Consider the following 12,560-nt stretch of genomic DNA (forward strand, 5'->3'; position numbering starts at 1 on the left):
GACCTCCACTCATACCAGAAAGAAATCGCCAAAACCCATCTTCTTCAGCCCGCGCCGGTAGGCGATGGAGCTACGGTCTGCCGGAATATGCGCCTCAAGGGTCAGATCCAGCGGCAGCCGCTCCGGACGCTGGGTTTCTACCATCAGGCGGTCCTCTTCGAACACTCGCAGGTTGAACGCATGTACGTCTTCCACCGGCACGTGCAGGTCGAAATTGCGGGCAATAGGGGCAAACATCCGCGTCACCCGTGACGACACCGGCGAGGCGGCGTTCATGATCACCAGCCTGGCGTCGGCGGGAAAATGGATGGTCAGCGTAGCGGTGAACGGCAGATGCATTTCAAAGTGACGCAGCCACTGGAATCCTTCCGGCGCGCGGAAATCGGAGCTGGCCGGGTAATTGCCCACCGAGCTCCAGTAGTCGGCAACAAAGCCGAACGGCGTCTCCTGCGGGGTGTAGTCCGGCACCTGCTGGTTGTCCGGATCGGCGAAGGTGTCGGTGTGGATCCACGCGAAGTGGGCGACATCGAGAAAGCCTTCGACCTGGCGGCCGGCAAACCCCTTCACCTCGAAGGCCGGGCAGTTGATTTGCTGAAATCCCGCGTCGTCCCAGTGCGGCATGGTCGGTAACGGCGGCGGATTGTCCGGATCGCAGGCCAGGCAGGTCCAGATCAGCCCGTAGCGCTCCTCCACGGCGAAGCTGGTGAGATGCAGTTTGGCCGGAATGGGTTGCCCCGGGCTGGAGGGGATACGGTTGCAGCGGCCATCCTCACCAAAGCGCAGGCCATGATAGGGGCAGACGATGCCTTCCTCTTCATGAAACCCCAGGGTCAGCGGCACCCCGCGGTGCGGGCAGACGTCGCGGGCGACCACCACCTGGCCTTTAATACGGTAGATAACCAGCTGTTCGTCCAGCAGGGTGGCTTTCACCGGGGCGCCGGTAATATCGCAGGCGCGGGCCACCGGGTGCCAGCAGCGGGCCAGCCGCAGCCAGTCCTCTGGATCAAAGGTGCAATGGGCGGGGGGCGTGGGGGTGATTGTCTTCATGATTTCTCTTCCTGCTCACATCGGTGATTGTTTTATTGTTGTGAGATTATTGTTGTCATATTAGGGTGTTCACATCCATCACCATTAATTCACTCTGCTGTTGCAAAAAAGAGTACAGGGGTGCCATGAGTCCTTTTTCCCGTTTCGCCCACTATTTTATCGCCGTGGCCCGCTGCGGCAGCTTGCGCCGGGCCGCCGAGCAGCTGCATATCTCCGCCTCGGCAATTAACCGCCAGATCCTGCAGGCCGAGGAGGCCTTCGGCACCCCGCTGTTCGAGCGCCTGCCGGAGGGACTGCGGATGACCACCGCCGGTGAACTGCTGTATGACAATCTGCTGCGCTGGCAGAAGGAATTTCGCCAGACCCGACAGAAATTTGATGAGCTGCAGGGGATGAAGCGCGGGAGCGTCAGCGTTGGGATGGTGCAGGCGCTGGCGGAAGGGGGCTTCGCCGCCGCGCTGGCGGAGATCATCGCCAGCTGGCCGTGGCTGGAGCTGGATCTGCAGGTGGCGGACAGCCACACCGTCAGCCAGAAAGTGCGTCAGGCGGACCTGGACGTCGGCCTGATCCTCGATCCGCAGGGGCAGGCCGGACTCAGCGTGCTGGCCTTTGCCGAACTGGAGGTGGGGATTGTGATGCGCCCGGACCACCCCCTGGCGGGGGCGAAAGCGCTGTCATTGGGCGAGCTCAGCCTGGAGCGGCATATCGTGCCCGGCGCGCCGCTGATCGTCCATGAGCGGGTGGCGCTCCTCTATCGCCACCATGACTTTGCGCCGGAGAATACCATCAGCTGCAATGATATCCGGCTCATCAAGTCGCTGGTGCTGCGCGGCAGCGGCGTGACGCTCCTCAGCCTGCTCGACGTGCTGGACGAAGTCCAGCGCGGACAGCTGGCCTTTATCCCGCTGCGCAGTACGCTGCTGCGACCGCTGACCCTGGCGCTGTGTACCGCGCCCTCGCGTCAGCTTTCGCGGCCCGCGCAAATGGCCATTCAGACGCTGAGTGCGGTGATTGAATCCATGGCGACGGTCAGCCCAGCGGCCCGCTGAGGATGGTGTCGCACATGCCGTTGATAATGCGCTCCCCGGTCTCCTCGCGCAGCTCCTGGTACCAGGCTTCGGTGAGCTGCATATCCTTCCCGTGGGTAATATCGCAGCGCTTGCGCGCCTTCAGCACCAGGTCACGAACCCGGTCGCAGCGCTGGGCCTCGTACTCGCGCAGCGCGGCCGCAATATCGTGGGTCTGGCGGAAAACGGCGCCCAGCACCACCGCATCTTCCATCGCCGCGCAGCCTCCCTGGCCAATATCCGGGGTGGTGCTGTGTCCGGCGTCGCCGAGCAGCGCGACGCGGCCGCGCACCAGGCGGCTGAACGGCTCGATATCATGGATTTCAATACGGTTGGTGGTCTGCGGGTCGAGGGTGGCGATAAGCTGCTGCACCGGCGGCGCCCAGCCGGCAAAATAGCGGCTGAGGTCGGCGCGCAGAGTGTCGCGATCCTCCGCCAGACCCGCCGGCAGCGGCACATCAAAGAAAAAATAGAACCGGCCGGCGGAGACCGGCATCAGCGAGACGCGCTTGCCTTCGCCGACAAAGGTGGTCCACTGGTCGCCGGGCGCCAGCGCTTCATCTATTTCCACCAGACCGTTCCAGTTGACGTAGCCGGCGTAGCGGCGCTGCGGGGTAAAGCCCAGCACCCACGGACGCAGTGCGGAATGGCTGCCGTCGGCGGCAATCAGCAGATCGCCGCTGGCGCTGCTGCCATCGGTAAACCACACCGTCACGCCGTCGGCATCTTCCTCACAGCGGGTGACGCGTTTGCCGAACTGCACGCTTTCCCGTCCCCAGAAATCCAGCATTTCCCGCTGCAGCTCTGCCCGGGAGACCGGGCAGGGGCGGCTGCCGGTGCGTTCGATCAGCGGGGCGAGACTGAACTGGGTCATGTTCTCGCCGCTGCGGAAATCACGATACGCCATCCGGCGCAGCGGCCCGCCGAAAGTCTCCATGATGTCACCCATGCCGAGGTGGGCCATGCACTTCACGCCGTTGGGCCACACGGAAATCGCCGCGCCGACCGGTTTGATCTCTTTCACCGCTTCATAGACGTCGCAGTCGATTCCCGACTGTTTGAGCGCCACTGCCGCACTTAAGCCGCCGATGCCGGCGCCAATCACGATTGCTTTCATTTTATTCTCCTTATCCAGATGTCGTGACTGACTCCAGCAATTTACGTACCAGTTCGCCGGAGGGAGGAAAACCGCCTGCTCAAAGCACAGCGATAGCTCACGGCGCACCGCATTGGTGCAATGTGACGTATTGGTTGCCTTTTTATGAATCAAAAGTTTCTTAATATTGCATCAGGAATCTATCGTTTCAGCGTGCTGATTTTCAGCGGTGCGGGGGTATACGTTAACAGAGTAATGTAAGCTAATGATTTTGCAGCATTAATGAAATTTTCTGGTCGCTTTTGTCGTCTCTGGCCTGCTTTGTGCACTAGCCCATGCACTTCTCTTTGCTATGGGATTACACCATGTCTGACGAACATCACAGTGGCTTGCTTTACGGCCTTGAACAGCGGATCCCACCGCTTCCGGCCTTTTTCAGCGCTCTCCAGCATGTGCTGGCGGGCCTGGTGGGGATCATCACGCCGCCGCTGATTATCGGCGCTACCCTCGGGCTTGGCGACTGGCTGCCGTATCTCATCAGTATGTCGCTGCTGGCCTCGGGCATTGGCACCTTTCTGCAGTCCAATCGGGTATGGGGCGTTGGCGCCGGGATGATCTGCATGCAGGGCACCAGCTTCGCCTTCCTCGGCGTGACGGTGGCCGGAGGGATGTGGGTAAAAGCGCAGGGCGGCGGGCCGCAGGATATGATGGCGATGCTGTTTGGCGTTAACTTTGTCGCCGCTCTGGTGCCGGTGATTGTCAGCCGTTTTATTGAGCCGCTGAAAAAAATCTTTACCCCCATTATCACCGGCAGCGTGATTGCGCTGATCGGCATCAGTCTGATCAAAGTCAGCGTCATCAACTGGTGCGGTGGGGAAAAGGCCGAGGATTTCGCCAGCATGAGCAACATCGCGCTCGGGGCGGGCACCCTCGGGGTTATCGTCCTGCTGAGCTGCGCCAAAAACCGCTGGCTGCGTCTCTCCTCGGTGGTGGTGGGCATTGCCGTGGGCTGCGTCGCGGCAGGGCTGAGCGGTCAGTTCCATCTTCACAGCCTGGGCGACACTCTGTTTCGCCTGCCGACGCTGTTTCCGTTCGGCTTTCAGTTTAACAGCGCGATATTTCTGCCGGTCGCCCTGGTGTCGCTGGTTTGTATTCTGGAGGCGGTGGGCGATCTGACGGCCAACTCGCTGATTTCGCAACAGTCTATTGATGATCACGCTTTTCGTAACCGGCTGAAGGGCGGTATCCTGGCGGACGGTGTCAGCTGTATGGTGGCCGCCATGCTCTGTGCTTTTCCGAACACCACCTTCGCGCAGAACAACGGCGTGATCCAGATGACCGGGGTGGCCAGCCGCTATGTCGGACGCTACATTGGCGTGATTCTGATCCTGCTTGGACTGTTTCCCCCGGTGGGCGAACTGCTGCGGCAGATCCCGGCGCCGGTGCTGGGGGGCGCCACGATGGTGATGTTTGGCTGTGTAGTGGCGGCCGGGATCCGGATTATTACCCAGACCCCGCTGAGCCGTCGCGATGTGCTGATTGTGGGGCTGGCGTTTGGTGCTGGCCTTGGCGTGGAGTCAGTGCCGGCGTTTCTCAGCCATTTTCCGCCGATGGTCGGCGATCTGTTCGGTTCGGCGGCCACCAGCGGTGGGCTGGTAGCGATAGCGCTGAACCTTATTCTGCCGCAGGAGCAGGCGGCGACGAAAACGATAAGGAGTCAGGATGATCGCGCTGAGTCAGTTTAACGGCCTGAGTAAAGATGAGGCAGTGGGGCTGCTGGCCCCCTGCGTGGCGATCCCGGCCTGGGGCGAGACGCTGGTGAACTTGCGACCTTTTGCCAGCCGTCATGCGTTACTGCAGACCGCCCGTGAGGCGATGGATTACTGGGGAGAGGACGAGCTGAACGCGGCGCTCAGCGCCCATCCGCGGATCGGTGAAAAGCCGACCGGCGGCCAGGCGCACGCGGCGCTGTCGCGCCAGGAGCAGTCGGCGGTGGACAGCGAGAATGAGCGGCTCGCGCAGGCCCTGCAGGAGGGCAATGCCCGCTACGAGGCCCGTTTTGGCCGGGTGTTTTTAATCCGCGCCAAAGGGCGCAGCGGCGAAGCGATTTTACAGGCGCTGACGCGCCGACTGCAGCATACCGCCGACGAAGAAGTGGCCGAGGCGCTTGCCCAGCTGCGAGAGATTACGATGTTAAGACTGGAAGGAGTGATTGGCGAATGAGTACCCTGAGCACCCATATTCTGGATATTTCCACCGGCAGGCCGGCGGAAGGCGTGACGGTCAGCCTGAGTCGGGAGGGCGAGACGCTGGTGACCCTGGTGACCAACGCCCAGGGGCGTATCGCCACCTTTAGCGCCGCACCGCTGCCGGCGGGGAGCTATTGCTTAACGGCGGAAACCGGGGCGTGGTTTGCCCGCGCCGGGCGGGAGAGCGTCTTTACCCGGGCGCAGATTGATTTTGTTATCGGCGAGGCGGCAGATGACCATTTCCATCTGCCATTTCTCATCGCCCCGGGCGGGTGGTCGACCTATCGCGGCAGCTAAGCCCGGCTGCCCGTTGCCGGGCGGCGCTGCGCTTGTCCGACCTGGATCGTAACGGAGCAGGGAGAGACAGCTCGTAGGCCCGGTAAGGCGCAGCCGCCACCGGGCATGTAAAGGTGTCTCCGGCCACCATCCTTCCTGTTTTATCCCCACTCAAGGATAATCACCCACCTATCCCCTGCAGGGGATAATCTTGACATTATCCCCTGCAGGGTATAAAACCAAGTTTATCCCGATAGGGGGATAAATGATGGTGAGGAACAAGGCGATGAATTCCCCGCAGATATACAGTCCCGTGCAGCTGGCCAATTATCTGAAGCTGCTGCGCCAGCAGAACCACTGGACCCAGGATGCGCTGGCCAGGCGGATCGGTATTAAGCAGGCGACACTGTCCAATTTTGAAAATCACCCCGACAAAACCACCTTAACCACGCTGTTTAAGATCCTCCAGTCGCTAGGGGTGGTGATGACGCTGAACGCCAAAGCCACAGAGACGGCGCCGGCTCCCGATAACAACACGGACCTTGACTGGTAATGGCGACGCTTACCACCTGGATGAACAATGTGCGCGTGGGCACCTTAACCCGCCAGGCTAACGGGGCGCACAGTTTTCGCTATGACGAAGAGTGGCTGCGCAGCCCGCGCGCCAGACCGCTCTCCCTCTCGCTGCCGCTGCAGTATGGCAATATCACCGCCGACGCGGTGTATCACTATTTTGATAATCTGCTGCCCGACAGCCCGCAGGTCCGCGATCGGATCGTCAGGCGCTATCAGGCGCGCTCGAAGCAGCCGTTCGATCTGCTGGCCGAAGTGGGACGGGATAGCGTAGGGGCGGTGACTCTGCTACCGCCGGGGGAAGAGGCGCACCTTGAGGGGTTGCGCTGGCAGACGCTGGACGAGGCGCAGCTCACCGCTTTGCTGACCGCCTACCAGTCGGATATCCCTCTCGGGATGATTACCGGCCAGGATGATTTCCGTATCTCGGTGGCCGGCGCCCAGGAGAAAACGGCGCTGCTGCGGATGGGCGGGCACTGGTGTATTCCGCAGGGCACCACGCCGACCACGCATATCATTAAACTGCCCATCGGCGAGATAAAGCAGCCTAATGCGACGCTGGATCTGCGTGAAAGCGTGGATAACGAGTTTCTGTGCCTGGCGCTGGCCAGGGAACTGGGCCTGGCGGTGCCGGAGGCAGAGATTATCACCACGCCGCGGATCCGCGCGCTGGCGGTGACCCGCTTTGACCGGCGCTGGGCGCAGGAGGGACGGGTGCTACTGCGTCTGCCGCAGGAGGATCTGTGTCAGGCCTTTGGCATCCCGTCGTCGATGAAATATGAATCTGACGGCGGGCCGGGTATTGCGGCAATCATGGCCTTTCTGCTGGGCTCCAGTGAAGCCCTGAAAGATCGCGCAGACTTTATGAAATTCATGGTTTTTCAGTGGCTGGTTGGGGCAACGGACGGGCATGCGAAGAACTTCTCGCTCTTTTTGCTGCCCGGTGGCAGCTACCGTCTAACGCCGTTCTACGACATCATTTCGGCGTTTCCGGTGCTGGGAGGCACGGGACTGCATCTGCGCGACCTGAAGCTGTCGATGGGGCTCAATGCCACAAAAGGGCGGAAAACAGAGATTAACGCTATCTATCCGCGTCATTTTCTGGCAACCGCCAAAGCGGTGAACTTTCCTGGGGAGCAGATGCTGGCGATCCTCCAGGAGTTTGCCGGGCATGTGCCGCAGGCAATCGAAAGCGCTCGCCGGACGCTGCCGGCGGACTTTTCCACCCACGTCTGGCGGGCCATTACGGAAAATATGCTGAAGCTGCACGCCCGCCTGCAGCAAGGGCTGCAGGCGCTATAGCAGAACCGGTTGGCGGTTAGCTTTGCGGTTGCCCCCAGCGGCTGCGCAGATAGTTGACCGCCTGCCGGGTTTGCGGCTGATTGAGGTTATTTTCGCGGAACAGGATCGTGCCCTGGATCTGCGGCAGAGTTTCATTGAGGTCGAGCTGCTTTTTCAGCTCCGGCACGCCGCCATCCACCGTCCAGTCAGGCTCATTTTTGGACGGCTCACCCACTTTGTACAGCGCCACGCCGATATACAGCCGGGTATGCGTCGGCTTAACCACCTCGGCCCACCAGTTGGCCAGCACATCATAGCGCGCGGCATCGCGGGCAAACGGCCAGTAGATCTGCGGCGCGATGTAGTCGAGCAGTCCCTGCTGCACCCAGCTGCGGGTATCGGCATAGGACTCATCATAGGCGGCCGCGCCACGGGTATCGGACCCCGCCGGATCGTGCGAGCGGTTGCGCCACACCCCGGCCGGGCTCACGCCAAACTCGACGTTCGGATTGAGCTTTTTGATAGTAGTGGAAACCTGGGCTATGAGCTGCTGGGTGTTATGCCGGCGCCAGTCGCCCTTCGAGGCGTAACCCTGTCCGTAACGGCGGAAGGTTTCATTGTCGTTAAGCGGGGAAGAGGCGGTTTCGGTGTAGAAATAGTCGTCGAACTGCACGCCGTCAATCGGGTAGTTCTGCACCACTTCAGCGACGATGCTGGTGATCCAGTCCCGTGCTTCGGGAATGCCCGGGTCGAGGACAAAGCGATCGCTGGCGGTGCGGATCCAGTTACGGTGCAGGACGAACACGCTGGCCGGCACCTGCGTGAGGGTGTTATTCAGCTCGGCAACGGTCGACGGTTTGGTGTTAACTGAGACACGATAGGGGTTAAACCATGCGTGAACCTTCATACCGCGCTTGTGCGCTTCATCCAGCATAAACTGCAGCGGATCGTAGCCGGGGTATTCGCCGATTTTGCCGGTCAGCATATCGGACCACGGCAGAATGTCCGACCGCCAGAGCGCCGTGCCGTCGGGTTTCACCTGGAAAAAGACGGTGTTGATACCCAGGCGCTGCAGGTTATCGAGTTTGGCGATCAGCGCCAGCTTCTGCTGCGTGATGCGGCTTTCCGGCGTGCTGGCGATAATCGACCCGACCGGCGGCCAGTCAAGGCGCGACACGGTGGTGAGCCACACGCCGCGTACCGGCTCCCGGTGCGTCTGGCTGGCTTTGACGGCGGTAGTGTTCGGTGCCGTGACAAGGGATTTAGGGGCCTTACTGGTGCAGCTGAACAGCATGCCCACGGCAATGACGGCCGCACCGGCCAGCGCCACTTTGCTGGCTAAGGGGAATCGACGAGAATGGCTGATGATGAACTCCCGTGTAATCAGATCGTCGCGTGTAGCGGCTATTCTCTTACGATTCGTGGGTCAGAGCAATTCCTTCATCCGTCGGTTCGCCATCGCCTAGTCATAATGTAAGGTATAGGTCGCGACGGCCGACACCTGACCGGCGGTGATCCGGGGACGGGTCTGGTAGTAGCGGGCCGTGAGCGGCAGGATAAACCGGCCCGCACTCGCGCTGCCCAGCGTCATCTCATGATTCAGGGAAACCGGCTGGCGATGGTAAAGCAGTTGCACACCGATACCCTGCGCCCGATCGTCCGTGGCGTCATTGCGCAGAACGCCATGCCCCCGGGCGGTGAGGGGCTCCGCGCCGTCAACACGCAGGGAAATAGTCACAGCGCTGTTGCAATCCAGTTGCAGCGCGAAAGGCGTGTCGCCGGTGGTTTTGCCGACGCCGCCGAAGTGGTCAAGCATCGCGGCGGGCAGCTTAATCAGCGCTGGCGTGGCGTCATTCACGGAACATCCCGCGGTGTTGACCCTGCCGCTTAAGTCTAACGCGGCCAGCGGGGTATGCTCTGCCATTAAAAAGTGCTCGCTGTGATACTCAAGCTCGCCCGGTGTCGCCGCGGGACCGGTTTTAATAAGCTCAATCGTCAGGCGGAAATAGCCCAGTTTCCACACCGCATCAGGCAATATGGCCGGATTGTTCACCCGTTGGCTAAACGGCGAGGGCGTCGGCCGGTCAGGAAAACCGCCATAGCCGCCGATAGCGCGCAGCGATACGCGAACGCCAATGCCGACGAGATTGGTTTGATAAACCGTCGGTCGCGTCGCTCCCCCGGACAGCAAACTGTTCAGCTGTAGCGGCGACAGCCCACGCGGGTCGTCCGCACAGCGGATCCACTGTTCGCCGCCGTCGCTAAGGCGATTCCAGGCGAAACTTTTGTGATACAGCGGGGTGCCCGGTCTGGCGTCAGCCGGCACGGTGAGTTGACCTACGTTCAGCCGAAGGGTGGTGGCCTGGCCGCGGACAAACACCGGCGTACAGGCCCATCCGCTGGCGGGGGGTAACAGGGCGAGTAACAGCGTCAGGGTGGCCCGACGCAGGAGAGTTAAAAAGGACATGTTAACGTCTGCTGTAAAATGAGTGGATGGGGTGTCTGCGCCAGCGTCGGGGTGAGATCGTAGCGGGCAGTACAGTGCTGCTGAGGGCCTGGCCCCCATTGTGCATACAGGGTGCCTTTCGGCGCCAGGCCGGCGAGGTACACCTGACCCTCGCTGGCAACGATGCTGCTGGTGTCTTTGGCGCGCACTTCGCTGCCAAAGGGCAGCGGTTGTCCCTGCGACTGCAGCGTAAACAGCGCCTTATAACCAACGTGGGTGTGAAAACGCGCCAGCACCACCGCGTCCTTAGTGGGCACCCGCGTCACGGTGCTGTTAGCCAGATCCACATTCTCCGGTAGCGAGTGGCTGTCGAGGGCGACGTCGTTGCGGTGATAGGCGGTAGCGAAGGGCAGCACGGCGTACCCGTCGCGATTGGTGGCGATGGTTCTCTGGTTGGCGAGGGTCACACCGCCTGCGCCACCGGCGTCAATCAGGACGACAGCGCCATTCATTTCCGGCGTAAAGACCACCCCGTGGCGGTGAATCAGGATACCCCCGCTGGCGCCGTAGTTCAGGCGAGTGGCCTGCGAGTCACGGCTGTAGCCGATATTCAGATCGCCTCTTCCACTGCTGTAGCCGGCCGTCAGGCTGCCGCTGTGCCCGTTTTGCTGATCGAGGGTTTGGCTGACGGCGTAGCTGAGCGCGTGATTATCCAGCATGGTGCCATTGAGACTGACCATCTGACTGTCGGCGCTGTGGCGGGAGGAGGTCAGGGTATAGCCGGCATAGCTCCCCGGTAGCAGGTGGCTCAGCGCTACTGAAAGTGACAATGTCACCACTTTATCGGAGTGCGGCTCGTCATTCTCCTCGTCACCGTCGCTACTGTGCGCATCGCTGTAGCTGAGCGACCACGCGATACCGTGAACCTGGCTGCTGATCCCCATATTGGCGGTACGCTGTGTGGCGCCCCCTGACCAGTAGCTGTCCTGGTCGAGACTCAGATAGAGGGTGATATCGTACGGCAGGCTCTGGCTGGCGGTGATTTGCAGGGTCGTTTTTTTGTTGTCGTTATCCCGCGAGTCGGCGTCGGGATCCGGGCTGGAATACGCCTCGCTCAGCGTGGCATAGCGCTGATGCGAATAACGCCAGCCGGTGAAGGTGAACTGCGTGCCAAGACGATCAAAACCTTTGCTGTACTGGAGCTGCCAGGCCCGGCCATCGATCGGATCCTGCTGGTGCCGGTCGCGGGCGTTTAACAGCTGCAGCGAGAGCGCCCCGGCATCACCCAGCCCCTGTCCCACGCCGAGCGAGAGGTTGTGGTATTGCGCCGCGCTCTGCAGTCCGCCAAACAGTGTCAGGTTGTGGGCGAACCCGCGCATCAGCGACAACTGCATCATCAACGGCCGCTGGCTGGCATCGTCGCTATGATAGCGCCCGGCGACCAGGTTGTATTTCAGGCTGCCTTCGCGTTGCATGCTGGTGACCGATGCATACGGCTGGGTGAAGCGGCGGATTTCGCCATCCGACTCTTTGACGGCAACCTCAAGATTGCCGCTACTGGCGGTGGGATAAAGATCGTCAATCACGAACGCGCCAGGGGTGACGTAGGTTTGATACAGCACGTAGCCATTTTGCCGAACCGTGACCTGGGCGTTGGTTCTGGCTATCCCACGGATGGTCGGGGCAAAACCTTTCTGCGAGTCCGGGAGCATCGCATCACTGGAGGCGAGGGCAATTCCCTGAAACTGTACCGCGTCGAACACATCGCCCGACGTGAAGGTATCCCCGAGCGTCAGTTCACTCCGCCAGCGCGTCAGATCGCGCTCAAGCCAGGCGCCGCTGGTGGTCCAGTGGGGCTTATCGTCGCTGTTGGCGGTCAGGCTGTTGCTGGCGCGCAGGCGCCAGGCGCCGGCGTTCACGCCACTTTTCAACATCAGATAGTTATCGCGCTCAGTGTTGCCCTCGCGGGTACGCTGGCTGGCGCCTGAATAGCGGTAATTGCTCTGAAAGGCGCTGATACCTTCATCCCACAGCGCAGAAGGAACATTATCCCTCGCCTGGCGCGTCATCAGCGCCTGGGGAAGGGTCATTGCCAGCCGCTGATGGGCAAAATCGAAATTGACCGTACTGCCCGGCAACAGCGTGGCGAGTTCGGGACATGAGCGGGAGGTTGCGCCGGACGCCTGGGACAGCACGGCCGGATTAACACCGGCCTGCAGCAGATCTTCCGGCTTAAGGCAGGGCGTCAGCTGCCCGCGGTCATTCTGGCGAAACGTGATGATCTTACGGGCATCCAGGGTGACGCCGTTGACCTGCCAGCTGACCGGATAGTCGCCAGGCGGCTGGCTCGTTTGCTGATTGAAGCGCTGCAGATCCACCGCCGGCAAATGGTCGTTTTTTTCCAGCAGATCCATATTAAAGGTCGCCTGGGCGTGCAAGGGCGCGCTCTGTCCGCCCAGCAGGATGGAGAGGCTGACGACGGTAACGGTATGAGCCGGGCCGTGGCGCATCGCGACATCAGGCTT

At 61.4% G+C, this 12,560-nt stretch carries 11 protein-coding genes; 6 read left to right on the forward strand and 5 right to left on the reverse strand.

Annotated features, from left to right (window positions below; genetic code table 11):
* Nucleotides 1-9: 9 nt before the first annotated feature.
* On the reverse strand, nt 10-1,047 hold the full coding sequence (gene hpxD / locus SPE70_RS12765; RefSeq protein WP_004148366.1) for a molybdenum cofactor-independent xanthine hydroxylase subunit HpxD: 1,038 nt from the start codon (nt 1,045-1,047) through the stop codon (nt 10-12).
* 125 nt (nt 1,048-1,172) lie between these two features.
* Between hpxD and hpxR the strand changes: the two genes are divergently transcribed.
* On the forward strand, nt 1,173-2,096 hold the full coding sequence (gene hpxR, locus SPE70_RS12770) for a LysR family hpxDE operon transcriptional regulator HpxR (protein WP_008804925.1): 924 nt from the start codon (nt 1,173-1,175) through the stop codon (nt 2,094-2,096).
* On the opposite strand, the gene hpxO is transcribed toward hpxR, so the two are convergent.
* On the reverse strand, nt 2,077-3,231 hold the full coding sequence (gene hpxO / locus SPE70_RS12775; protein WP_008804924.1) for an FAD-dependent urate hydroxylase HpxO: 1,155 nt from the start codon (nt 3,229-3,231) through the stop codon (nt 2,077-2,079). The two genes, hpxR and hpxO, sit on opposite strands and share 20 nt — an antisense overlap.
* 344 nt (nt 3,232-3,575) lie before the next feature.
* Here hpxO and SPE70_RS12780 point away from each other — a divergent pair, with 344 nt between their 5' ends.
* From SPE70_RS12780 to SPE70_RS12800, 5 genes are all read left to right on the forward strand, one after another.
* A complete protein-coding gene (locus SPE70_RS12780; protein ID WP_012968246.1) occupies nt 3,576-4,955 on the forward strand; it encodes a nucleobase:cation symporter-2 family protein in 1,380 nt (459 codons plus the stop codon).
* Entirely contained in the window at nt 4,933-5,433 is a 501-nt protein-coding gene (gene uraD, locus SPE70_RS12785; RefSeq protein ID WP_064170224.1) for a 2-oxo-4-hydroxy-4-carboxy-5-ureidoimidazoline decarboxylase, read from the forward strand. Before SPE70_RS12780 ends, uraD begins: the two co-directional genes overlap by 23 nt.
* Nucleotides 5,430-5,756, forward strand: coding sequence for a hydroxyisourate hydrolase (gene uraH / locus SPE70_RS12790; RefSeq protein WP_008804921.1), 327 nt, complete (start codon nt 5,430-5,432; stop codon nt 5,754-5,756). Before uraD ends, uraH begins: the two co-directional genes overlap by 4 nt.
* A gap of 265 nt (nt 5,757-6,021) precedes the next feature.
* On the forward strand, nt 6,022-6,288 hold the full coding sequence (gene hipB / locus SPE70_RS12795) for a type II toxin-antitoxin system antitoxin HipB (protein WP_008804920.1): 267 nt from the start codon (nt 6,022-6,024) through the stop codon (nt 6,286-6,288).
* Nucleotides 6,288-7,610, forward strand: coding sequence for a type II toxin-antitoxin system HipA family toxin (locus SPE70_RS12800; RefSeq protein ID WP_008804919.1), 1,323 nt, complete (start codon nt 6,288-6,290; stop codon nt 7,608-7,610). Before hipB ends, SPE70_RS12800 begins: the two co-directional genes overlap by 1 nt.
* A 16-nt stretch (nt 7,611-7,626) precedes the next feature.
* Here the strand turns inward: SPE70_RS12800 and SPE70_RS12805 are convergent, their stop codons facing one another.
* The 3 genes from SPE70_RS12805 to SPE70_RS12815 form a co-directional block, all read right to left on the reverse strand.
* On the reverse strand, nt 7,627-8,919 hold the full coding sequence (locus SPE70_RS12805) for a glycoside hydrolase family 10-like protein (RefSeq protein WP_016161010.1): 1,293 nt from the start codon (nt 8,917-8,919) through the stop codon (nt 7,627-7,629).
* Nucleotides 8,920-9,051: 132 nt separating this feature from the next.
* Nucleotides 9,052-10,056 (reverse strand): fimbrial protein, encoded by a 1,005-nt coding sequence (locus SPE70_RS12810; protein ID WP_063105598.1) that lies wholly within the window; start codon nt 10,054-10,056, stop codon nt 9,052-9,054.
* Nucleotides 10,044-12,545, reverse strand: a complete 2,502-nt coding sequence (locus SPE70_RS12815; RefSeq protein WP_050887168.1) for a fimbria/pilus outer membrane usher protein — start codon at nt 12,543-12,545, stop codon at nt 10,044-10,046. Before SPE70_RS12815 ends, SPE70_RS12810 begins: the two co-directional genes overlap by 13 nt.
* Nucleotides 12,546-12,560: the final 15 nt, after the last annotated feature.

Origin of the sequence: Klebsiella sp. ZJOU C1 (assembly GCF_035620215.1) — a bacterium.
GTDB lineage: Bacteria > Pseudomonadota > Gammaproteobacteria > Enterobacterales > Enterobacteriaceae > Klebsiella > Klebsiella variicola.